Annotated in this window: 17 protein-coding genes; 2 read left to right on the forward strand and 15 right to left on the reverse strand. The window is 72.7% G+C overall.

The features are described from left to right. Window positions 1-3 precede the first annotated feature (3 nt). The 9 genes from pyrF to ACXJKF_RS14940 form a co-directional block, all read right to left on the reverse strand. Entirely contained in the window at window positions 4-852 is an 849-nt protein-coding gene (gene pyrF, locus ACXJKF_RS14900; protein ID WP_456788487.1) for an orotidine-5'-phosphate decarboxylase, read from the reverse strand. Beyond that, window positions 849-4,187 (reverse strand): carbamoyl-phosphate synthase large subunit, encoded by a 3,339-nt coding sequence (gene carB / locus ACXJKF_RS14905; RefSeq protein WP_456788488.1) that lies wholly within the window; start codon window positions 4,185-4,187, stop codon window positions 849-851. The genes pyrF and carB overlap by 4 nt, the downstream gene beginning before the upstream one ends. After that, window positions 4,187-5,356 (reverse strand): glutamine-hydrolyzing carbamoyl-phosphate synthase small subunit, encoded by a 1,170-nt coding sequence (gene carA, locus ACXJKF_RS14910; protein ID WP_456788489.1) that lies wholly within the window; start codon window positions 5,354-5,356, stop codon window positions 4,187-4,189. The genes carB and carA overlap by 1 nt, the downstream gene beginning before the upstream one ends. Continuing rightward, complete coding sequence (locus ACXJKF_RS14915) at window positions 5,353-5,886, reverse strand: PH-like domain-containing protein (protein WP_456788490.1); 534 nt, start codon at window positions 5,884-5,886, stop codon at window positions 5,353-5,355. Before ACXJKF_RS14915 ends, carA begins: the two co-directional genes overlap by 4 nt. After that, window positions 5,883-7,205 (reverse strand): dihydroorotase, encoded by a 1,323-nt coding sequence (locus ACXJKF_RS14920; protein ID WP_456788491.1) that lies wholly within the window; start codon window positions 7,203-7,205, stop codon window positions 5,883-5,885. The genes ACXJKF_RS14915 and ACXJKF_RS14920 overlap by 4 nt, the downstream gene beginning before the upstream one ends. After that, the gene (locus tag ACXJKF_RS14925) at window positions 7,202-8,206 is read right to left on the reverse strand and encodes an aspartate carbamoyltransferase catalytic subunit (protein WP_456788492.1); all 1,005 of its coding nucleotides are present in this window, start codon (window positions 8,204-8,206) and stop codon (window positions 7,202-7,204) included. Before ACXJKF_RS14925 ends, ACXJKF_RS14920 begins: the two co-directional genes overlap by 4 nt. Next, on the reverse strand, window positions 8,203-8,802 hold the full coding sequence (gene pyrR / locus ACXJKF_RS14930) for a bifunctional pyr operon transcriptional regulator/uracil phosphoribosyltransferase PyrR (protein ID WP_456788493.1): 600 nt from the start codon (window positions 8,800-8,802) through the stop codon (window positions 8,203-8,205). Before pyrR ends, ACXJKF_RS14925 begins: the two co-directional genes overlap by 4 nt. A 67-nt stretch (window positions 8,803-8,869) precedes the next feature. Continuing rightward, a complete protein-coding gene (locus tag ACXJKF_RS14935) occupies window positions 8,870-10,273 on the reverse strand; it encodes a pyridoxal phosphate-dependent decarboxylase family protein (protein WP_456788494.1) in 1,404 nt (467 codons plus the stop codon). Beyond that, the gene (locus ACXJKF_RS14940; protein ID WP_456788495.1) at window positions 10,270-11,667 is read right to left on the reverse strand and encodes an MFS transporter; all 1,398 of its coding nucleotides are present in this window, start codon (window positions 11,665-11,667) and stop codon (window positions 10,270-10,272) included. Before ACXJKF_RS14940 ends, ACXJKF_RS14935 begins: the two co-directional genes overlap by 4 nt. A gap of 81 nt (window positions 11,668-11,748) precedes the next feature. Between ACXJKF_RS14940 and ACXJKF_RS14945 the strand changes: the two genes are divergently transcribed. Continuing rightward, window positions 11,749-14,046: a putative bifunctional diguanylate cyclase/phosphodiesterase gene (locus ACXJKF_RS14945; RefSeq protein WP_456788496.1), complete on the forward strand. Its 2,298-nt coding sequence runs from the start codon at window positions 11,749-11,751 to the stop codon at window positions 14,044-14,046. A gap of 4 nt (window positions 14,047-14,050) precedes the next feature. On the opposite strand, the gene ACXJKF_RS14950 is transcribed toward ACXJKF_RS14945, so the two are convergent. The 6 genes from ACXJKF_RS14950 to ACXJKF_RS14975 all read right to left on the reverse strand — a co-directional run bounded on the left by ACXJKF_RS14950 (window position 14,051) and on the right by ACXJKF_RS14975 (window position 18,840). Further along, a complete protein-coding gene (locus tag ACXJKF_RS14950) occupies window positions 14,051-15,286 on the reverse strand; it encodes a sugar ABC transporter substrate-binding protein (protein WP_456788497.1) in 1,236 nt (411 codons plus the stop codon). A 268-nt stretch (window positions 15,287-15,554) separates the two neighbouring features. Next, window positions 15,555-15,971 carry a transcription antitermination factor NusB gene (nusB, locus tag ACXJKF_RS14955; RefSeq protein WP_456788498.1) on the reverse strand — a complete coding sequence of 139 codons (417 nt, stop codon included), beginning with the start codon at window positions 15,969-15,971 and terminating at the stop codon, window positions 15,555-15,557. Window position 15,972: 1 nt separating this feature from the next. Then, window positions 15,973-16,536: an elongation factor P gene (efp, locus tag ACXJKF_RS14960; RefSeq protein ID WP_456788499.1), complete on the reverse strand. Its 564-nt coding sequence runs from the start codon at window positions 16,534-16,536 to the stop codon at window positions 15,973-15,975. Between the two features lie 124 nt (window positions 16,537-16,660). Then, the gene (gene aroQ, locus ACXJKF_RS14965) at window positions 16,661-17,101 is read right to left on the reverse strand and encodes a type II 3-dehydroquinate dehydratase (RefSeq protein ID WP_456788500.1); all 441 of its coding nucleotides are present in this window, start codon (window positions 17,099-17,101) and stop codon (window positions 16,661-16,663) included. A gap of 49 nt (window positions 17,102-17,150) precedes the next feature. Then, window positions 17,151-18,275: a 3-dehydroquinate synthase gene (gene aroB, locus ACXJKF_RS14970; RefSeq protein ID WP_456788501.1), complete on the reverse strand. Its 1,125-nt coding sequence runs from the start codon at window positions 18,273-18,275 to the stop codon at window positions 17,151-17,153. Then, window positions 18,268-18,840 carry a shikimate kinase gene (locus ACXJKF_RS14975; protein ID WP_456788502.1) on the reverse strand — a complete coding sequence of 191 codons (573 nt, stop codon included), beginning with the start codon at window positions 18,838-18,840 and terminating at the stop codon, window positions 18,268-18,270. The genes aroB and ACXJKF_RS14975 overlap by 8 nt, the downstream gene beginning before the upstream one ends. Before the next feature lie 169 nt (window positions 18,841-19,009). On the opposite strand from ACXJKF_RS14975, the gene ACXJKF_RS14980 reads away from it, so the two are divergent. Then, window positions 19,010-22,645, forward strand: coding sequence for a fibronectin type III domain-containing protein (locus ACXJKF_RS14980; RefSeq protein WP_456788503.1), 3,636 nt, complete (start codon window positions 19,010-19,012; stop codon window positions 22,643-22,645). Window positions 22,646-22,699 lie beyond the last annotated feature (54 nt).

A 22,699-nucleotide genomic window follows, 5' to 3' on the forward strand; every position in this document is an offset into this window, starting at 1 on the left:
AGCTCAGGAGAGCGCTGCGGCCGCCTCGTCCGAGGCGCGTCGGGCGGCGGCCCGCAGCGACCCGACATCGGGTCCGGCGGCGAGCACGCCGCGCGACGAGGAGGCCAGGACCTGCCGGCGTGCGGAGCCGAACACCTGCGCCAGCTCGCGGGGGCCGGCGCCCTGGGCACCCACCCCGGGCGCGAGCAGGGGGCCGTTCACGGCGGCCAGGTCCACACCCGTGCGCTCGGCCGCGTCACCGACGGTCGCGCCCACGACGAGCCCGATCGAGCCGAGGGGGTCGACGTCGGCGTTCAGCGCCGCCGCGCGCGCGGCTACGCGTGCCGCCACCGTGATCCCGTCGTCGGTGCGGGCGTGCTGGACCTCGTGGCCCTCCTTGTTGGAGGTGAGGCACAGGACGAACAGTCCCCGGCCCGACGAGAGCGCCAGGTCGACCGCCGGGTCCAGCGACCCGAACCCGAGGTACGGCGAGACGGTCAGCGCGTCCCCGGCGAGCGGAGAGCCGTCGCGCAGGAACGCGTCGGCGTAGGCACCCATCGTGGAGCCGATGTCGCCGCGCTTGGCGTCGACGATCACGAGCGTCCCGGTGTCCCGGCCCGCCGCGATCACCTCCTCGAGCACGGCGACCCCTGCGGAGCCGTGGCGCTCGAAGAACGCGGCCTGCGGCTTGACCGCCGCCACCCGTCCACCGACCGCGTCCAGGACCGTCAGGGCGAACGAGCGCAGCCCCGACGAGTCGTCCGGGAGCCCCCACGCCTCGAGCAGGCTGGTGTGCGGGTCGATCCCCACGCAGAGCGGCCCGTAGGCGTCCATGGCAGCCGCCAGGCGCGCCCCGAACGGTGCCGCCGTCATGCGCGGGCCGCCGCGCGGGCCTCACGACGCACCAGGGCAGCGGCATCGTGCTCCTGCAGGCTGGTCACGCGGAACGGACCGGCCTGTCGCGCCTCGATCGCCTGCACCGCCGCGCCCAGCTGCTGCACGGTGGTGACCATGGCCTTGTCCGCCGCGGTCGTCGCCGCGCGGATCTCGTACCCGTCGGCACGTGCGCCCTGCCCGGACGGGGTGTTCACCACGATGTCGACCTCGCCGGCGGTGATGAGGTCGACGATGGTCGGCTCCCCCGCGTCGCCGCGGCCGGACGAGTACTTGCGGACCACGCTCGACGCGATGCCGCTGCGGTGCAGGACCGCCGCGGTGCCCTCGGTGGCCAGGATCTCGAAGCCCAGCTCCGCTAGACGCTTGACCGGGAAGACGATCGAGCGCTTGTCCCGGTCGGCCACCGAGATGAACGCGCGCCCGCCGGTGGGCAGGCCACCGAACGCCGCGTCCTGCGACTTGGCGAACGCGGTCGGGAAGTCGACGTCGAAGCCCATGACCTCACCGGTCGAGCGCATCTCCGGGCCGAGGACGGTGTCGACGACGACGCCCTCCTTGGTGCGGAACCGCTTGAACGGCAGCACGGCCTCCTTGACCGCGATCGGCGAGTCGAGGTCGAGCACGCTCGCGTCGTCGAGCGGGAGGATGCCCATGGCGCGTAGGTCCGCGATGGACCGGCCGGCCATGACGAGCGCCGCGGCCTTGGCCAGGGAGACGCCCGTGGCCTTGGACACGAACGGCACCGTGCGGGACGCCCGGGGGTTGGCCTCGAGGACGTAGAGCACGTCGGACACCAGCGCGAACTGGATGTTGAGCAGGCCGTGCACCCCGACTCCGCGGGCGATGGCCTCGGTGGACAGCCGGATCCGCTCGAGCTCGGAGGTGGACAGCGTCACCGGCGGCAGGGTGCACGCCGAGTCGCCGGAGTGGATGCCGGCCTCCTCGATGTGCTCCATGACGCCGCCGAGGAACAGCTCGGTGCCGTCGAACAGGGCGTCGACGTCGATCTCGATGGCGTCGTCGAGGAACCGGTCGATGAGGAGCGGGGGCAGCGTGCCTGCGCGTCCGCCGTCGGCCGCGTTGTCGAGCGCGCGCTTGACGTACTCGTCCAGCTGCGGCTCGCTGTAGACGATCTCCATGCCACGCCCGCCGAGCACGTAGCTCGGGCGGACCAGGACCGGGAACCCGATCCGGCGTGCGGTGTCACGCGCGCCGGCCTGGGTCGTCGCTGTGCCGAACGCGGGTGCGGGCAGGCCGGCGGCCTCGAGCACCTTGCCGAACTCGCCGCGGTCCTCGGCGGCGTCGATCGCCGCCGGGGAGGTCCCGAGGATGGGCAGCCCGGCGTCGTACAGGCGCTGGGCCAGCGACAGGGGCGTCTGGCCGCCGAGCGTGACGATGAGGCCCTCGACCGGCCCGGCGGCCAGCTCGGCCTGGTACACCTCGAGCACGTCCTCGAACGTGAGCGGCTCGAAGTACAGGCGGTCGGAGGTGTCGTAGTCCGTCGAGACCGTCTCGGGGTTGCAGTTGATCATCACGGTCTCGTACTCGCCCTTGAGCGCCAGGGCGGCGTGCACGCACGAGTAGTCGAACTCGATGCCCTGGCCGATCCGGTTGGGCCCGGAGCCGAGGATGAGGATCGCGGGCCGGGTGCGCGGGGCGACCTCCGTCTCCTCGTCGTAGGACGAGTAGTGGTACGGCGTGCTCGCGGCGAACTCGGCGGCGCAGGTGTCCACCGTCTTGAACACCGGGCGCAGGCCGACCGCGTGCCGGCCGCGGCGGACCGCGTCCTCCGACGTGCGGCGCAGCGTCGCGATCTGCGCGTCCGACAGCCCGTGCCGCTTGGCGTGCAGCAGCACCTCGCGGGTCAGCGCGCCCGCCGTGCGGGTCTGCTCGGCGACCTCGTTGATCAGCTGGATCTGGTCCAGGAACCACGGGTCGATGCCCGTGAGGTCGTAGACCTGCTCCAGCGGGACGCCGGCGCGCAGCACCTGCTGGACGTCCACCAGCCGGTGCTCGGTGGGCCGGGAGATCGTCGCGACCAGCGCGTCGAGCGCGTCGCCGGTCAGGGCGTCGCCCGCCCAGTGGAAGACCGAGTCCTTCTTGTCGAGCGAGCGCATGGCCTTGCCGAGCGCCTCGGTGAAGTTGCGGCCCAGGGCCATCGCCTCACCGACCGACTTCATGGTGGTGGTGAGGGTGTYGTCGGCCGCGGGGAACTTCTCGAACGCGAACCGCGGCACCTTCACGACGACGTAGTCGAGCGTGGGCTCGAACGACGCGGGCGTCGAGCCGCCGGTGATGTCGTTCGGGATCTCGTCGAGGGTGTACCCGACGGCCAGCTTGGCGGCGATCTTGGCGATCGGGAACCCGGTCGCCTTCGAGGCCAGCGCGCTCGACCGCGAGACGCGGGGGTTCATCTCGATGACGACGACGCGGCCCGTGGACGGCTCGATGGCGAACTGGATGTTGCAGCCACCCGTGTCGACGCCGACCTCGCGGATGACCGCGATGCCGATGTCCCGCAGCCGCTGGTACTCACGGTCCGTCAGGGTCAGCGCCGGGGCGACCGTGACCGAGTCGCCGGTGTGCACGCCGACCGGGTCGACGTTCTCGATCGAGCAGACGACCACGACGTTGTCGTGCTTGTCGCGCATGAGCTCGAGCTCGTACTCCTTCCAGCCGAGGATCGACTCCTCCAGGAGCACCTCGGTGGTCGGCGAGTAGTGCAGGCCCTGTCCCACGATGCGCCGCAGGTCCGACTCGTCGTAGGCGATGCCGGAGCCCAGGCCGCCCATGGTGAACGACGGGCGCACGACGACGGGGTAGCCCAGGACCTCGACCGCCGCGAGGGCGTCCTCGAGGGAGTGCACGATGGCGGATGCCGCGCTCTCGGCGCCGCAGACCTCCACGACCTCCTTGAACTGCTCGCGGTCCTCGCCCTTCTGGATGGAGGCGATGTTGGCGCCGATGAGCTCGACGTCGTACTTCTCCAGGACGCCCGCCTCGTCCAGGGCGATCGCCGCGTTGAGCGCGGTCTGGCCGCCCAGCGTCGGCAGGATCGCGTCCGGGCGCTCCTTGGCGATGATCGTGGTGAGGATCTCGGTGGTGATCGGCTCGACGTACGTGGCGTCGGCGAACTCCGGGTCCGTCATGATCGTGGCCGGGTTCGAGTTCACCAGGATGACCCGCAGGCCCTCCTCCTTGAGCACGCGGCACGCCTGCGTCCCCGAGTAGTCGAACTCGCAGGCCTGGCCGATGACGATCGGGCCGGACCCGATGACCAGGACGCTCTTGATGTCTGTGCGCCGGGGCATCAGGCGTCACCCTTCTGGTTGGTCGTGGTGGAGGCCATGAGATCGACGAAGCGGTCGAAGAGGTACGCGGCGTCGTGCGGACCCGCCGCGGCCTCCGGGTGGTACTGCACCGAGAACGCGGGCAGGTCGAGCGCGCGCAGACCCTCCACGACGTCGTCGTTGAGGTCGACGTGGCTGACCACGACCCGGCCGTAGCGGCCGCCGTCGTGCGGGGCGACGGACTCGCCGTCGAGGGGGGCGTCGACCGCGAAGCCGTGGTTGTGCGCGGTGATCTCGACCTTGCCGGTCGCGCGGTCCATCACCGGCTGGTTCACGCCGCGGTGGCCGTAGCCCAGCTTGTAGGTGCCGTACCCGAGGGCGCGGCCGAGCAGCTGGTTGCCGTAGCAGATGCCGAAGAACGGGATCTTGCGGTCCAGCACCTCGCGCAGCAGGTCGATCTCGTGCGTCGCCGCCGACGGGTCGCCCGGACCGTTGGAGAAGAACACGCCGTCCGGCGCGGTGGCCAGGACGTCGTCGATGGTCGCGTGCGACGGCAGGACGTGGACGCGGACCCCGCGCTCGGCCAGGCGCTGCGGCGTCATCGCCTTGATGCCGAGGTCGACGGCGGCCACCGTGGCGACGTGCTCGCCGACCGGCTCGACCACGTAGGCGGCGTCCGTGGACACCTCGCCGGCCAGGTCGGCGCCGACCATCGCGGGCGCCTTCAGGACGTCGTCCAGGAGCTCGTCGTCCGGACGCCGCTCGCCGTTCTCGTCCAGCAGGGCGGCGCCCGAGAAGATGCCCGCCCGCATGACGCCGCGCTCGCGCAGGTGACGGGTCAGCGCGCGGGTGTCGATCTCGCTGATCCCGACGATGTCCTGGGCCACCAGGTCGTCGTCGAGCGTCCGCACCGAGCGCCAGTTCGACGCCCGCCGCGCGGGGTCGCGCACCACGTAGCCGGCCACCCAGATCTGCGTCGACTCGTCGTCCTCGTCGTTCACACCGGTGTTGCCGATGTGCGGCGCCGTCATCACCACGATCTGCCGGTGGTACGACGGGTCCGTGAGGGTCTCCTGGTAACCGGTCATGCCGGTGTTGAAGACGATCTCGCCCAGGGTCGACCCTTCGGCGCCGTAGGGGCGTCCGCGGAAGCTCCGGCCGTCCTCCAGGATCAGGATTGCGTCGGTCATGAGTTCTCCTCCTGCGCGGGCGCCTGGCCCGGGATCAAGGTCTCGAGTGCGGCGAGGAGCCGCTCGCGGTCGGCGGCGTGCTGGGGTCGCAGCCCGGTGTCCAGGCCGCGCGGGTCGGCGGGGTCGGCCTGCCAGGTGAGGACGACGAGCCCCTCTCCCCCGACGACCTTGCCGGCCATGCCGGGTGCGCCGGCCGCGCCCCGCAGGGCCGTCGCCGGCACGAAGAGGTCCGTCGCGCCCTGGCGGGTGATCTGCACCCCGGCGTCGTAGACGGCGACCTGCGCGGAGCTGCGGACCCCCAGGCCCTGGGCGGTGACCCGGTCGAGCCAGTCGCCCGCCCGGGTGGTCGACACGTAGGTGGCGTCGACCGGGGCCAGGCGAGCGGCGCCGAGCTCGGCAGGTGCGGCCGACAGGGCGGGCACCAGGGCGGAGGACCGTCTCGTGCGGGCGCGCCAGCCGGCGCGCATCCCCCAGAAGACGAGGAGCACCACGAGGACCAGGACGAGCGTCGAGACCGCCTGGCGGCTCACTGGCTGACCACCACGCTCTCGTCGCACGCCGACCCGTCCATGACGGTCGCGCGGCCGCGCAGCCAGGTGGCGATGACGCAGCCCGACAGCTCGCGGCCGCGGAAGGGCGAGTTCACGCTCTGCGTGGCCTGCTCCTCGGGCACGACGACGCGGCGGATGCCCGGGTCCACCAGCGTCAGGTTGGCGGGCTCCCCCACCGCGATGGGCCGACCGTGGTCGCTGACGCGGCCGATCCGGGCGGGGGTCGTCGAGAGCACCCGCGCCACGTCCGCCCAGGTCAGGCGGCCGGTGTCGACCATCGTCTCCTGCACCACCGAGAGCGCCGTCTCGAGGCCGGTCATGCCGAAGGCCGCGGCGCCCCACTCGCAGTCCTTGTCCTCGCGCGTGTGCGGCGCGTGGTCGGTGGCGACGATGTCGATGGTGCCGTCGGCCAGGCCCTCGCGGACGGCCTCGACGTCCCGCTGCGTGCGCAGGGGCGGGTTGACCTTGAACACCGGGTCGTACCCGCGGGCCAGCTCGTCGGTGAGGATCAGGTGGTGCGGGGTGACCTCGGCGGTGACGTCGATGCCGCGGGACTTGGCCCAGCGGATGATCTCGACGGAGCCCGCGGTGGACAGGTGGCAGACGTGCAGGCGCGAGCCCACGTGCTCGGCCAGCAGCACGTCGCGGGCGATGATCGCCTCCTCGGCGACGGCCGGCCAGCCGGCCAGCCCGAGCTCGGCGGAGACGACGCCCTCGTGCATCTGGGCGCCCTCGGTCAGGCGCGGCTCCTGGGCGTGCTGGGCGATGACGCCGTCGAACGCCTTGACGTACTCCAGGGCACGGCGCATGACCACGGGGTCGTGGACGCACTTGCCGTCGTCGGAGAAGACCCGGACCTGAGCGGCGGACTCCGCCATGGCGCCGAGCTCCGCGAGCCGCTCGCCCTCCAGGCCGACCGTCACCGCGCCCACGGGTCGGACGTCGACCCAGCCCGCGTCGCGACCGAGCCGCCAGACCTGCTCGACGACGCCCGCGGTGTCCTGCGTCGGCGTCGTGTTCGCCATCGCGTGCACCGCGGTGAAGCCGCCCATCGCCGCAGCACGCGTCCCCGAGCGGACCGTCTCGGCGTCCTCCCGCCCCGGCTCGCGCAGGTGCGTGTGCAGGTCGACCAGGCCCGGCAGGAGCACCAGGCCGCTGCCGTTGATGATCACCGCGTCGGGGCCGGCCTGCGGCTCCGCGTCGGCCCCGATCGCCGCGATCACGCCGTCGGCGAGCAGCACGTCGGTCGTGCCCTCGCCGAGCGGGCTGACGTCCCGCAGCAGGTAGTTCTTCGTCACGCGTCCACCTTCGTCTCGTCGGTCGGTGCGGCTGCTCGAGCGGGGGCGTCGCCGCCCGCGAGCAGCAGGTACAGGACGGCCATGCGGACCGCCACGCCGTTGGCCACCTGCTCGACGATGACCGCGCGCGTCGAGTCCGCGGCGTCCGCGGAGATCTCCAGGCCACGGTTCATCGGTCCGGGGTGCAGCACGATCGCGTGCTCGGGCAGCAGGGCCAGGCGGCGCGCGTCCAGCCCGTAGCGACGGGTGTACTCCAGCGGGCTCGGGAAGAACCCGCCGCCCGCGCTCGACATCCGCTCGCGCTGCACCCGCAGCATCATGATGGCGTCGGGCTTCTCGTCGGCCAGGACCTCGTCCAGGTGGTAGGACACCCGGGCCGGCCAGGCACCGACCCCGACGGGCAGCAGCGTGGGGGGCGCGACGAGCACGACCTCGGCGCCCAGCGTGTGCAGCAGGTGCACGTTGGACCGGGCCACCCGGCTGTGCAGGACGTCGCCGACGATCGCGATCCGCAGGCCCGTCAGGTCACGGCCGGTGACGTCGCCGGGGCCCGCCAGGTGGCGGCGCAGCGTGTAGGCGTCGAGCAGCGCCTGCGTCGGGTGCTGGTGCATCCCGTCGCCGGCGTTGATGACCGCCCCGTGCGTCCAGCCCGACGTCGCGAGCGTGTGCGGCGCCCCGGACGCGTGGTGCCGGATGACGACCGCGTCGGCGCCCATCGCCTGCAGGGTCAGCGCGGTGTCCTTGAGCGACTCGCCCTTGGAGACGCTGGAGCCCTTGGCGGAGAAGTTGATGACGTCCGCCGACAGGCGCTTCGCGGCCGTCTCGAACGAGATGCGCGTGCGCGTGGAGTCCTCGAAGAACAGGTTGACCACCGTGCGGCCGCGCAGGGTGGGCAGCTTCTTGATCTCGCGCGCCTGGGTGGCGGCCATCGAGCCCGCGGTGTCGAGGATGCGGACGGCGTCGGTGACGTCGAGGTCCGCGGTGGACAGCAGGTGCTTCATCGGGTGCCTCCCTCGATGAGGACGGCGTCGCGTCCGTCGCTCTCCTCGAGCAGCACCCGGACGCGCTCGCTCGTGGACGTCGGCAGGTTCTTGCCCACGTAGTCGGCGCGGATCGGGAGCTCGCGGTGGCCCCGGTCGACGAGGGCCGCCAGCTGCACCGCGCGCGGGCGGCCGAGGTCGCTGATCGCGTCGAGGGCCGCGCGGATGGTGCGGCCGGAGTAGAGGACGTCGTCGACGAGCACGACCACCCTGCCGTCCAGCCCGCCGCCGGGGATGTCCGTGGCGCCGATGGTCCGGGTGGGGTGGTGCGCGAGGTCGTCGCGGTACATCGTCACGTCGAGGCTGCCCACCAGCAGGGCGGGGTCGAGACCGGGCTCGACCGCGACCAGGCGCTCCGCCAGCCGACGGGCGAGCGGCAGGCCACGGGTGGGGATGCCCAGCAGGACGACGTCGGAGCCGCCCTTGTTGCGTTCGAGGATCTCGTGCGCGATGCGCGTGAGGGCCCGGTTGATCTCCGGGGCGCCGAGGACCACGTTGGCGTCGTCGTCGACGCTGTCTGGTCCAGCAGGTGCGGGCGCGGGCGTGCCAGTGCTCATGAAGCAAGCTCCTTCCCCGCCTCACAGGACGGGTCTTAAAGGAATGTCTCGCCGAGCACTCTACCTGCTAGCCCGGGGGCTCGATCGCCGCGGCCAGGACCGCGATGAGCAGCGGGTGCACGACCTCGCCCGGGAGGGCCTCCAGCGTCGCCATGACCCCGGCGAGCTCGTCGGGAAGCCCTTCGGTGAGCACCCGTCCGGCCAGCGACGGGTCCGGGACCGCGGCGGGCACGCCACGCACCGCGTCAGCGGCGGCCACCAGCGCGTCGACCAGCTCGTCGACCACCCGGACGGTCACGGCGGTGATGGTCAGGTGGGCCGTGCGGGGCAGGACCGACCCGTCGGGCTGGGCCATCGCGGGCTGCGCCTGGAGCAGGAACCCACGGCGCCGGACCTCGTCGACGAGGGTGAACGGGTCGACCCGCTCGGCGACGGGCAGGGTGTCGTCCGTGGCGAGCGCGAGGAGCGGACCGGTGGGCGCGCCGACGACGCGCAGCCCGCGGATCGTGCCGACCGCCTCGACCAGGCGGGTGGTGGCCCGCCGCGTCTCAGTGACGAGCCCGGCGAGCCCGTCCGTGCCGAGCACCTGCAGGACCGCCCACGCGGCGGCCATCGATCCGGCCCCGCGCGAGCCCAGCATCGTCGGGTTGACCACGGGGTACCCGGGCCACGCCGTCGTCGCGAAGTACTGGGCGTGGTGCCGCTCGCGCGCGCGGTAGAGCACCACCGAGGCACCCTTGGGGGCGTAGCCGAACTTGTGCAGGTCCGCCGAGATCGAGGTGACGCCGGGGACGGCGAGGTCCCAGGCCTGGTCCACGTCCCCCCACCACGGCAGGACCCACCCGCCGACGCAGGCGTCCACGTGGCACGCGACCCCGCGCTCCGCCGCCCCCGCGGCCACCTCGGCGACCGGGTCGATGGCGCCGAACGGGTAGCTCGGTGCGCTCACGACGACGAGGGCCGTCCGCTCGTCGACCTCGGCCAGGACGTCGGCGGCCGACGGCGTGCCCGTCGTCGGGTCGACCGGCACGGCCACGACGTCGAGGTCCAGGTAGTGCGCCGCCTTGTGGAACGCCGGGTGCGCGGTGGTGGGCAGGACGAGGGTCGGTCGGGCGTGCGCACGCGCGGGGTCGGCCGCGCGCCACAGGTCGCGGGCGGACTTCACCGCGAGCATGCACGACTCGGTGCCGCCGGACGTGACGGACCCGACGGTGCCGGCGTCGCCGTGCAGGACGTCGCGGGCGAACGCGACGAGGCCGCGCTCGAGCGCCGCGACGGACGTGAACGTGGTCGGGTCGAGCCCGTTGACCGGCAGGAAGAGGCGGACCGCCTCGGCGGCGACCTCGTCCAGGTCCGGGCGGCCGGGGTCGTAGACGTAGGACAGCACGCGCCCGCCGTGCGTCGGCGGGTCCGCGGCCCGCAGCGCCGCGAGGTCGGCCAGGACGTCGTCGGTCGAGCGTCCGATGCTCATGAGCGGGTCTCCTTCGAGGGGACGGCGGGCGCGTCGACGACGGCCTCCGACAACGGGTAGCGCGCCAGCGGCAGCAGGCTGAGGAACGCGAGCGCGGCAGGCAGCACGGAGAACGCGACCGCGATGCCGGTGAGCGCCGACGCGGGCTGGTCGACCACGGCGTCGCCGGTCCGGGAGACGAACCCGGTGGCCGCGAGCATGCCGAGCACGAGCGTCGGTCCGAGCGCGAGCCCCGCCGTCTCCCCCGCGGTCCACACACCCCCGAGGACACCGGCCCGGTCGACCCCGCTCTCGCGCGCGTCGACCGCCGCCACGTCCGGCAGCATGGCCAGCGGGTACAGCTGCATCCCGGCGTACGCGAGCCCGGCGAGCGCGACCGACACGTACACCCACTCGCCGGGTGCCCACCGCATCGGCAGCAGCGACAGCGCGGCGAGGGCGAAGAGGGTCGTCGCGCCGGCGAGCGCGCGCCGCTTGCCGATCCGGCGGCTGAGCCGGGTGGCGAGCGGCATCACGAGCAGCGCGGGCGCGACGAGCGCGGCGAACAGGAACGTCACCGCGCCCTCGGAGCCGAGCGAGTAGGTCGCGACGTACTGGGCGCCGGCGAGCATCGCCCCCGTGGCCAGCGCCTGGAGCACGAACGTCGACAGCAGCCGGCGGAACGCGGGGAGCTCGCGCAGGGTCGCGAGCCCGAGCCGCAGGGCGTCACCCCGTCGCTCCGGGCGGGGTGCGACCGGTGCTGCGGCCGGGACCGCGATGCCCGTCCGGCGGGGCGCACCCCACCAGGCGGCGAGCATGCCCAGCCCGATGACGAGGCCACCGACCAGTCCCATCGCCGCGTAGCCCGCGCGGCCACCACCGGCCGCGTCCCGCACGAGCGGACCACCGGCGCCGAACGCCAGGATCGCGACGGCGAGGACGGCGATCCGGGGGGCCAGCAGCCGGGTCCGGGAGTCGTAGTCGGGGGCGATCTCCGCGGGGAGCGCGATGTACGGGACCTGGAAGATGCTGAACGCCGTCGCCGCGGCGACGAACGCGACGACGACCCACGCGGCCGCGGCCGGGCCTGTGAGGGCGGTCGGCGTGGCGAAGAGCGCCGCGAACAGGAGCGGAAGGCTGACTGCACCGGTGAGCAGGAACCGCCGTCGGCTGCCGTGCCGCGCCGCGGAGACGTCGGACCGGGCCCCGATCAGCGGGTCGATCAGGACGTCCCAGACCTTCGGGACGGTGACGACGAGGCTCGCGAGCCCTGCGGCGACCCCGAGGGTGTCCGTCAGGTAGTAGGCGAGGACGAGGCCGGGCAGCGTCCCGAACCCCCCGGTCCCGACGGAGCCCAGCGCGTAGCCGACGACGGTGCGCCGCGGCAGCACCACGGGGGCGGAGGTCGAGGTCATCGCTGCATGATGCCAGCCCAGTTGTCCCAGTCACCCGGATGCCACGTCATCCCAGGGCGGGGACGTGACGATTCCCCTCTCGTGCTCGGAACCGTTCCCTCGTGGGTCACCGTGCTGCAGCTGCTGGCTGCAGGGTTGGTCGCCGGCTTCTGCGCGCTCCAGTGGGTGTGGTGGCGTGGCGAGGTCCGGCCCGCCAGCGCCGCGTGGTCCCTGGCCTGGTCCCTCGTCATGTCGCTGATCCTGCTGGCCGGCGGGCTGTACGCCCTGACCACGCCCGGCTCGGTGCGCGACGTCCTCGTCTTCGTCCACGCGCAGCTCGTCGCGGCCTTCCTCGTCATGGCGATCCCCGCGACGCGGGCGATCGCGGGCGGTCCCAAGATCCGGTACTGGCTCTGGGCGGCCATCGCCCTGTTCCTCGCGCGCGCCGGGTTGTGGTGGGTGCCGCTCGACGAGTACATCGCCGACGCCGAGGTCCTGGCCGCGGCACTCCTGCTGATCCCGACCGCGGTCGTCGTGTCGTACGTCGTCGTGGCCGTCGGCCGCACGCGGCTCACCGGGTTCGGCTCGCTCCTGGTCGTCGCCGGCGCCGAGTCGCTGGCGCTCTTCACCGCGAGCGTCGTGGTCCGCGACCACACGTTCGGTCCGATGTTCGGGGCGTTGTGGGCCATCCCCCTGGCCGTCGGCATCGAGGTCCTCGCGCTGTACCGGCTCCGGGACGCGCAGGACGCCGCGGTCCGGCAGAACCAGATGCGCGACGCGCTCGCCCGGCTGGCCAACTCGGCCTGGTTCGTCAAGGACGCCGACGGGCTGCTGCTCACCGCGCGCGACGAGGCGCGCACGATCCTGCGCGACCCGAGCATCGAGGGGTCGTTGCGCCCGATCGCGCGCGACCGCTTCGTCACCGAGCTGTTCTCGTCGGACAAGATCGAGCACTCCCCGCAGGCGCGCACGTTCCTCATCGACCTCGCGCAGATCGTGTCCGCCGCCGCCGAGCGCTACCAGCTCAGCGAGCGGCTGCACGTCACCGCGTTCGCCGACCCGTTGACGCGTCTGCCGAACCGGCGCGCCGTCGAGGAGCACCTCCTGGCGATGCTCGAGCGGGCGAACGTCGAGCGCACCCGCGTCTCCCTCATCTACTGCGACCTCGACGGGTTCAAGCGCGTCAACGACTCGTTCGGGCACGCCCACGGGGACGCCCTCCTGGTCCGGGTGTCGGACTACCTGCGGAACGCGCTCGGCGAGTACGACTCCTACGTCGGGCGCGTCGGCGGCGACGAGTTCGTCATCGTGCTGGCCCGGGCCCCGCAGGACGTCGACCTGGTCGTCATCGCCCGGTCCATCCGGGAAGGCTTCATCGACCGCAACGGCGGGAGCCGCCCGGCGCGCCTCACGGTCGGGGTCGCCACCTGGCTGCCCGGCGACGTCGTCGACGCCGATGCGCTGGTCCGGCACGCGGACACCGCGATGCTCGAGGCCAAGCGCTCCCGGTCCGGCTTCCGGGTCTTCGACCGTGCGCTGCGGCGACGGGTCGAGGCCGAGCGGCACCAGCGCGCCGCGCTCGAGGAGGCGGTGGCCGAGGGGCACTTCACCGCGTACTTCCAGCCGATCGTCGACGCGGAGACCCTGGAGATCGTCCAGGTCGAGGCGCTCGCGCGGTGGGACCACCACGGTCACCTGATCCTGCCGGCCGACTGGCTCGAGCTTGCCGAGGAGTCGGGGCTCATCGTGCCGATCGGGCTCGAGGTGCTCCGGCAGTCCCGGCGCGCGCTCGAGCGGTTCCAGATGCCGGTCTCGGTGAACGTCGCGGCCCGGCAGCTGGCCGAGCCGGACGCGCTGGAGCAGATCGAGACCGCCTGGGGTGACGCCTTCTGGGAGCACCTCACGCTGGAGATCACCGAGAGCGCCCTGGTCCAGACGTCGTCGGCGGTGCCGGTGCTGTCCGAGCTGCGGGCCCGTGGTGCGCGGATCGCCGTCGACGACTTCGGGACCGGCTACAGCTCGCTGGCCCGCATCGCCCGGCTCCCCGTCGACGAGCTGAAGATCGACCGGTCGTTCGTGCGGGACATGGGCACCGAGCGCGGCCGCGGCGTGGTCCGGGCGATCGTCGCGCTGGCGAGCACCCACGGCCTGGCCGTGGTCGCGGAGGGCGTCGAGACGCCGCACCAGCTCACCGCGCTGGCCGAGATGGGCGTGACCCGCGTGCAGGGCAACTTCCTCGGCCGGGCCGCCCCGAACCTTCCCGTCCGGGGGCCCCGGCCGGCCACCGGTGCGACCGCGATCGTGCCCGAGCGGGCCCGGCCCCTGCGCGCGATCGGGGTGCCGACGCCGAACGCCAGCCGCGACGGCTCGCGGCTGGCGACGGTCCGACGGCGCGGCTGACGTCCTACTGGACGGCGGCGTCCGCGGCGATGGAGGACGAGACGCTGGAGACCAGGTCGTCCCAGAGCAGGTGCGGCTCGCCGGCGCGCGTGATGATGAGGTGCTCCGAGCCTCCCCAGTACGTCCAGACCGCGGCCATCTGCGGGATCGAGGGCATCGGCGCACCGTCGGCCCCGGCCGCGGAGAACCCGCGGACCACGGCGTCGTCGGTGATCTGCTCGACCGCCGCCCGCAGCGCGGGTGCACGGCCGCTGTCCTGGTAGATGGTCACCTGCGCCTCCGCGGTCGTCAGGAACTGCGTCACGAAGTCGACTGCCTCCGCCGGGCGCAGGCTGCCGCTGTTGACGAACGCGCCCTGCACCCCCACGAACGGCTGGGACGGCAGCGGCCCTGCCGACGGCACGGGCAGGACGCTGATCGCCAGGCCCGCGTCCACGAACTCCCCCGTGTTCCACGGACCGGTCACGATGTACGGCGAGCGACCTGCCAGGAACGCGGCCTTGGCCACGTCCGCGGTGATCGCCGGGCTCAGCACGCCCTCCTCCCCCAGCGTCGCGAGGTAGTCGGCGAACGCGTGGCCGGCGTCGCCCCCGAGCGCGAGCTGGTCCGAGTACGACCCGTCCTCGTTGGTGGCGAAGACGGGTGCACCGAACGAGGTCTGGAGCGGGTACAGGTGGTATGGGTCGCTCGACGCCTCGGTCTGCTGCACCAGGACCGGGTAGTCGGCCGCTCCCCGCCGGACCAGGTCCTCGCCCTGCGCGACGAGCTCGTCGAACGTGCCGGGYGTCGTGGAGGCCAGCGCGTCGTTGCGGACGAGCGCCACGTTCTCCGTGGACAGGGGGACGCCGTAGGTGACGTGGTCGTACGCCATGGCCTCGACCGCCACGGGCACGAACGCCGCAGGGTCCGGGAGGTCGATCGCGAGGACCTTGCCCGCGACGACGAGCGCTCCCAGCCAGTCGTGCGCGCCGACGAGGATGTCCGGACCGTCGCCGCGGTCGGTGGCGCCGGCGAAGTCGTCGCGGATCGTCTCGTTGTCCTTGCCGACGACGTCGACGACGATGCCGGTCTCGGCGGTGTACTGCTCCCCGAGCGCCTCCAGCGTCGCGGTGCGTGACTCGTCGGCCCACACGGTGAGGACCGGGTCGGCCTGCCAGGACTCCTGCGTGGCCGCCGCCGAGCAGGCAGTCAGCGGCAGGAGGGCGGCGACGAGGGCGAGGTGGTGGATGCGACGGTGCATCGGGCGCTCCGGGGTGGTCGGCGGGTGACGGCCCGTCGTCGGGCTGTCGCGTGCTGACGCTAGGGAGGCGCCCACCCGTTGCGCAACACGTTGCAGCAACTTGCAGCACGCCGTTTCAGCTCCTCGCGCCACCACCTGCGCGTTCGCCCGCACCGGGCCGTCGGCGATCACCCGGACGGGCGCCGCGTTCGCGAACCGGGCCTTCCACCCATGTCCGGACGCACCGACGCCCGCACACCGTCGGGCGGTGCGCGGGCGTCGGTGTGCGTCAGGCGAGGAGGGTCGGCTTCAGGTCCACGATCCGGCCGAGCAGCCCGTTGACGAACTGCGGCGACTCGTCGGTGGACAGCGACCGTGCCAGCTCGACGGCCTCGTCCACCGCGACGGCGTCCGGGACGTCGTCGTTGAAGAGGATCTCCCACGTGCCGAGCCGCAGCAGGGCACGGTCGACGGCGGGCATGCGGTCGATGGTCCAGCCGTGCGCGTGCGTCGCGAGCAGCTCGTCGATGCGGTCCTGCTCGGCGATCACACCCTCGACCAGGTCGACGGAGTACTGCGGGAGCGACGTCTCGGTCCCCGGCTCCGCGATGCGGTCGGCGAGGAGTCCGACGGGGTCGATCCCCCGCTGGTCCGCCTCGAAGAGGACGTCGAGGGCCCGCTTGCGGGCCTTGGAGCGAGCGCCCACCTCAGTCGTTCACGCGGCCGAGGTAGCTCCCGTCGCGGGTGTCCACCTTGACCTTCGTGTTGGCCTCGAGGAACAGCGGGACCTGGATCTCGTAGCCGGTCTCCAGCGTCGCGGGCTTGGTGCCGGCGGACGAGCGGTCACCCTGCAGGCCCGGCTCGGTGTAGGTGACCTCGAGGATCACCGACGGCGGTAGCTCCACGTACAGGGGCACGCCCTCGTTCGTCGCGACCATCGCGTTCTGGTTCTCCAGCAGGAAGTTGGCGACGTCGCCGACCGTGACCTCGGAGATGTGGATCTGGTCGTAGTTGTCCGTGTCCATGAACACGAAGTCCGTGCCGTCCTTGTACAGGTACTGCATGTCGCGCTTGTCGACGTTCGCCGTCTCGATCTTCAGGCCGGCGTTGAACGTCCGGTCGACGACCTTGCCGGACAGGACGTTCTTCAGCTTGGTGCGGACGAACGCGCCACCCTTGCCGGGCTTGACGTGCTGGAACTCGATGACGGTCCACAGCTGGCCGTCGATCTTCAGCACGGTGCCGTTCTTGAGGTCGTTGGTGGTCGCCACGATCGTCGCTTCCTGTCGAGTGAGCTTCTGGGTGGTCCGCCGGAGGCGCGGCCCTGCTGGGGCGTGCGCGGCCTCGACGGCCGCAGACCGCCTACCATCGTACCCGCGCAGGCGGGGTGCACCTTCACAGGCGCGAGGCGATCGCCTCCAGGGCGAGCCGGTAGCCCTCCACGCCGAACCCGGCGATGGTGCCGGTCGCGATGGGACCGATGACCGAGACGTGCCGGAACGACTCGCGGGCGTACGGGTTGGACAGGTGGACCTCGACGAGCACGAGCCCGGCGTGCGTGACCTGCGCGGCCGCGTCCCGCAGCGCGTAGGAGTAGTGCGTGAAGGCGGCCGGGTTCAGCGCGACGTGCGCCCGCGCGTCGACAGCCGCGTGCAGCCAGCCCACCAGCTCCGACTCGTCGTCGGTCTGCCGGACCTCCGCGTCGAGGCCCAGGTCGACGGCCCACTTCTCGACCGCCGACGCGAGCTCGTCGTGGGTGGTCGAGCCGTAGACCTCGGGCTCGCGCACCCCCAGGCGCCCGAGGTTCGGACCGTTGAGCACCAGGACGCGCGTCATGCCCGCGAGCCTAGGCCGACTCGCGCCCGATCGGGGCGAGCCGCGCTGGTCACAGCGAGATCGCGCGCGACGGTGGCGGCGCGCCCTCGCTCACCTCGGCGTACGCGGCGGCCAGCAGCGTCGGGTCAGGACCCTCCAGGCGCACCGGCTTGCCGATGTCCTCCAGGACCACGAACCGCAGCAGGTCGCCGCGCGTCTTCTTGTCGCGGCGCATCGCCGTGAGCAGGCGCTCCCACCGGTCGCCGCGGTACGTCACGGGCAGCCCGAGCGAGGACAGGATCGACCGGTGCCGGTCGACCACCTCGTCGGAGAGCCTGCCGGCGAGACGCGCGAGCTCGGCGACGTAGATCATCCCGACCGACACGGCGGCACCGTGGCGCCACTGGAAGCGCTCGACCTGCTCGATCGCGTGCGCGAAGGTGTGCCCGTAGTTGAGGATCTCTCGCAGCCCGCCCTCGCGCAGGTCCTGCTCGACGACCCGCGCCTTGACGACGACCGCCCGCTCGATGAGCTCGAGCAGAACCGGCGAGGCCGCCGCAGCCACGGGGTCGGTGAGCAGCTCCGTGTGCTCCTCCACCAGCTCGAGGATCCGGGGGTCGGCGATGAACCCGCACTTGACCACCTCGGCCAGGCCCGCGACGAAGTCGTGCCGTGGCATCGACTCGAGGGCGGCGACGTCGCACAGGACGCCCGCGGGCGGATGGAACGCACCGACCAGGTTCTTGCCCTCGGCGGTGTTGATGCCCGTCTTGCCGCCGACCGCCGCGTCGACCATCGCCAGGACGGTCGTCGGCACCTGGACCACGCGGATCCCCCGCAACCACGTCGCGGCCACGAAGCCGCCCAGGTCGGTGGTCGCACCGCCGCCGACCGCGACGATCGCGTCGGTGCGCGTGAAGTCGGCCTGCCCGAGCACCTGCCAGAGGAAGGCGGCGACCTGCGCGGTCTTGGCCTCCTCGGCGTCGGGGACCTGGGCGACGAACGCCTCGTAGCCGTGCGCCTTGAGGTCCTCGCGGATCAGGTCCGCCGTGGTGGCGAGGGCCGCGGGGTGGACCACGAGCACCCGACGGGCCTCCGAGCCGACCAGGCCCGGCAGCGCGCCGAGCAGGTTCCGGCCGAGGACGACGTCGTAGGGACGCTCGCCACCGACGTGCACGGTGCGGGTCTCAGACATGCTCGGCTCCCTCGGTGGTGGCGGTGCGGGCCGCGGCGAGCTCCTGCTCGATCCGCTCGGCGACGTCGAGCGGCCGCAGGGCGTCCGTCACGACAGTGAGGCTGGCGAGGGCCTCGTAGACCGGGCGGCGCGCGTCCATGAGCGCCTGCCACTGCGCGCGGGGGTTGCCGAGCAGCAGCGGCCGCGACTGGTTGAAGCCGACGCGGGGAGCGGCGTGTGCCAGCGACACGTCGAGGAACACGATGACCCCGCCGGACTCCCGGTAGGCCTCGAGGGCCGCGCGACTGGCGGGATCGAGCACGGCTCCCCCACCGAGGGCCAGCACGCCGTCGTGCGCGGCGAGCGCCGTCGCGACGGCGTCCCGCTCGAGCGCACGGAAGTGCGGTTCGCCGTCGTCGACGAAGATCTCGGCCACGGTCTTGCCCGCGAGAGTCTCGATGTCGCTGTCGGTGTCCCTCGAGGCGAGCTGCCACCGCTCGGCCAGCGCGAGGGCCACGGACGACTTCCCGGAGCCGGGTGGGCCGATGAGGACGAGGCGGGGGGCGGTCGAGGCAGCAGCAGGCACAGCCAGCAGGGTAGTGCGCCGGGGACGCTGGCCCGCGCGGGCGATTGCTCGACAAAGTTTGCCCGGGGCGCTCAACACGGTCGCCCGGAGTGCCGACACAGGACGAGACCGCTGTATCTACGCGCGCCCCGGAGGCCACGCTGTGTTGAGACGTCCCCTTGCTGCGATCGTGACCGGAGCCCTCACGGCCTCGCTCATGATCGCCGGCACGCTCCCGGCCCAGGCCGCCGCCGTCGAGGCCCCGCYGACCCACGACGCCGTCGTCGACTCCGACGGCGACCTCCGGCTCAGCTGGGAGTCGACCCCCGGGGCGTCCGCGTACAAGGTCGAGGTGGCGACGACGCCGACGTTCGACTCCGGCACGGTCATCGCCGGCGTGGAGACGTACGCGGTGTCGTGGGTGCCGACGACGGTGCTCAGCGCCACGGAGGCGCGGACGCTCTACTGGCGCGTCGYGGCGTTCAGCAGCGGGACGTCGGCCACGTCGCGGGGCAGCTACTCCCCCGCGCAGGGCTTCGACACCGATGCGATGGCCACCCCCGAGCTCGTGCGCCCGTCCTCCGGTGCCACGGTGAACTACCCGACGCCGGTCACGTTCGGGTGGGAGCCGGTTCCCGGCGCGGTCAGCTACACGTTGCAGTACTCGCCGGACAGCTCCTTCCCCACCGAAGCCGTCCGCCCGCTCGTGACGACCACGGCCACCAGCTACACCCCGGACGTCCCCCTCGAGCGCATGAACGGCGGGGAGATCATCACCTGGAACTGGCGCGTCCGCGCCAACTTCTACTCCGGCTCCGCGACCGAGCTCGTCGGTCGTTGGTCGGGCGGCTCGACCTTCACCATCGACTGGACGTCTGCTGCCTCGAAGCCGTCGCTCCTCACGCCGGCGAACTGGACGTCGCCGAGCAACCCGGCCATCTCCGACGTGGTGTTCTCGTGGACCCCGGTGCCGGGCGCGGCGTCGTACAAGGTCGTGGTCGGCGTCTCGAAGGACAGCACGCTCGTCACGGGCGTGCTGGCCGGTGCGGGCGGTACCACCTCCACGACCACGTTCGTGCCCGAGGTCGCCCTGCTGGACCAGAACTACTACTGGCAGGTCATCGCCTACGACACCGCCGGACGTGCAGGCGTCCCCTCGGAGATCCGCCAGTTCCAGAAGCAGTGGGGCGCCCAGACGTCCCCGACCGTCGCGGTCGGTGCGGCGACGACGTACCCGGTGCCCAACGTGGGCGGCACGGACATGCTCAGCGCGCCGGAGATGAGCCTCGACACCTTCCAGCTCTCGTGGCAGCCGGTTGCCCGGGCCACGATGTACGAGGTCGAGGTCGTGCCCCTCAACGGCGACCCCCGTCTCACCTGCCACACGGCGTCGACGTCGGTGACGGTGATCGAGGAGTACATCGCGGGTGCGGGCCTGCCCAGCGCCCTCGACGGCGCGGACGACTGCCTGTGGACGCAGACCGAGGCCGAGCGCATCCAGCCTGACCAGACCTATCGCTGGCGGGTGCGCGCGGTCGACTACACCGGAGCGGCGACCACGACCATCAAGACCTTCCCGCTGCCCACGGGCACCGTGGTGAGCGACTGGTCCGACCCCGAGGACGCCGGTCACCCCGACCGTGCGCGCTACGTCCGGGTCACCGCCCGGGCCACGACCACGGCGACCGGGTCGGAGCCTGACGCGACGGCGTTCGCGGCGCAGTACGTCTCAGGTCAGCCCTCGCCGGTCTTCTCCTGGAACCCGACGCTGAACGCGGACGGCTACGACGTCACGATCGCCACGAACTCCGCGATGACGACGCAGGTCGCGACGATCCGCACGCAGGGCACGGTGCTGCGTGCGACCGGAGTCTTCGACGACAACACGACCTCACTGCCCTACTACTGGCAGGTCCGTCCGTTCATCCACATCGGGAACGCGATCGCGTACATCGCCGACGGGTCGTCCGCTCACCCGAGCTGGATCAAGGGATCCACCGCGACCGACCTGGTCGGGGTGACCAACCCCGTCGCGGTCTCCGCGGACGGGACCACCGTGCTGTCCTGGCGCCCGCAGGGCGCCAGCGCACCGCTGGACGGCGGTTCGCGCGGGTACCTCGTCACGATCCTCAACGCCGACGGCACCGAGGTCGGCAGCGCCAAGGTCGAGTACCCCTCGTACGTGGCGCGCAACCCGAGCACACGCAAGCCCTTGAAGGACGGCTCGTACAAGTTCACGGTCGCCCCCCTGGACGCCAACGGGACCGCGGGCCGCGCGTTCGCACCCCCGCGCGACTTCACCGTGACGACGCCGAAGCCCGTCGCGGGTAGCTCGGTCGTCGGCTCGTCCAGCGCGACCCTGCGCTGGACGACGCCCGTCGCGGCCACGCGCTACGAGGTCGAGTACTGGAACCTGAGCACGCCGGGGACCAAGACCAAGGTCGGCGGCGCGAGCCTGAACAAGCAGACGGCGATGACGGTCAAGGACCTGGCGCCCGGCTCGTACGGGTGGCACGTCCGATCCGCCGACGAGGCCGGCGGCTTCTCCCCGTGGAGCACGGACGCGACCGTGGTCATCGCCACGCGGAGCCCGCTGCTGACGACGGGTGGCGGGACCGTCCTGTCCACGGCGCACCGCGTCCTGGACTGGGACCCGGTTCCCGGCGCCTCGCGCTACATCGTGCAGTGGGCTGCCACCTCKGGCGGCGTGGCCAGCGCGGTCGGCTACGAGACCGTGGCGACGTCGTTCGCCCTGCCGACGTCCGTCGCCTTCGGCACGACGTACTCGTGGCGGGTCCGGGCGGTGTACGAGAAGTTCAACGCCTCGACCGGCTCGACGCGCGTCTCGCTCGGGACGTCGGCCGAGAGCACGTTCGGCACGCGGACCGTTCCGGGCATCCCGACGATCCAGACCCCGACCGTCAGCGGGAACGGCCTCAACGTGACGTGGACCCTGCTCGCCGGGTCGGCCACGGGGACCGAGACCGGGATCACGGGGTACGTGGTGCGCTACCGCGTCAAGGCCACACCCGAGAACGAGTGGACGCTGGTCTACCCGTCGTCGTCGACCGTCGCAGCCAGCAAGCTGCTCACCGGTCTGGAGCACAGCACCACGTACGAGGTCGGCGTCAGCGCCCTCTCGGACCAGGGCCAGGGCCAGTGGTCGGCGACCGTCTCCAAGGCGACCGCGGGCCCGCCCGGAGCACCCACGAACCTCGTGCTCACACCGGGGGCCAACACCCTCAAGGTGGCGTGGAAGCTCCCGGCCAACGGCGGGTCGGCCCTCACCGGCATCATGGTGCGCTACCAGCGCACCACGGGCGGCGACTGGACCGAGGTCCCGCTCCTGCCGTCCACGACCAGCTACACGATCACCGGGCTGACCGCGAACGCGGGCTACCTCATCGAGGTCACGGCCAGCAACGCGATCGGCACGGGCCCCGCGGCCACCGCCGACGCGGTCGTCTCCCCGCCGCCGGGGGCGCCCACGGGGATCACGTACACCCGCGGCAACGCCTTCGTCCAGGTGTCCTGGAAGGCCCCGGTCAACACCGGCGGCTCGGCCCTGACGGGCTTCGTGGTGGAGATCCGGGAGTACAACCCCGCGACGACCACCTGGAGCGCCTGGACGACGAGGACGACGGTGTCGGCCTCCACGCTCACCTACAAGGCGACGGGCCTCACCAACGGCACGACGTACGGGCTCCGCGTCCGGGCGAAGACGGCGCTGGGCACCGGCTCACCGTCGTCGGTCGCGCAGGCCACCCCGGCCAAGCCGCCGACAGCGCCCAGCGGCATGGGCGGGAAGAGCGGCGGCTGGTCCTGACCCGCCACTCGCCGGGCGCCTCCCGCTGACGCCCGGCACCACGAAGGCCCGGCC

Source organism: Cellulomonas sp. P5_C5 (assembly GCF_054049655.1).

What these genes read in the sequence shown, in the direction of transcription:
- pyrF (WP_456788487.1), bottom strand. Translation starts at nt 852, where the DNA reads ATGACGGCGGCACCGTTCGGGGCGCGCCTGGCGGCTGCCATGGACGCC.
- carA (WP_456788489.1), bottom strand. Translation starts at nt 5,356, where the DNA reads ATGACCGACGCAATCCTGATCCTGGAGGACGGCCGGAGCTTCCGCGGA.
- ACXJKF_RS14925 (WP_456788492.1), bottom strand. Translation starts at nt 8,206, where the DNA reads ATGAAGCACCTGCTGTCCACCGCGGACCTCGACGTCACCGACGCCGTC.
- pyrR (WP_456788493.1), bottom strand. Translation starts at nt 8,802, where the DNA reads ATGAGCACTGGCACGCCCGCGCCCGCACCTGCTGGACCAGACAGCGTC.
- ACXJKF_RS14935 (WP_456788494.1), bottom strand. Translation starts at nt 10,273, where the DNA reads ATGAGCATCGGACGCTCGACCGACGACGTCCTGGCCGACCTCGCGGCG.
- ACXJKF_RS14940 (WP_456788495.1), bottom strand. Translation starts at nt 11,667, where the DNA reads ATGACCTCGACCTCCGCCCCCGTGGTGCTGCCGCGGCGCACCGTCGTC.
- aroQ (WP_456788500.1), bottom strand. Translation starts at nt 17,101, where the DNA reads ATGACGCGCGTCCTGGTGCTCAACGGTCCGAACCTCGGGCGCCTGGGG.
- aroB (WP_456788501.1), bottom strand. Translation starts at nt 18,275, where the DNA reads ATGTCTGAGACCCGCACCGTGCACGTCGGTGGCGAGCGTCCCTACGAC.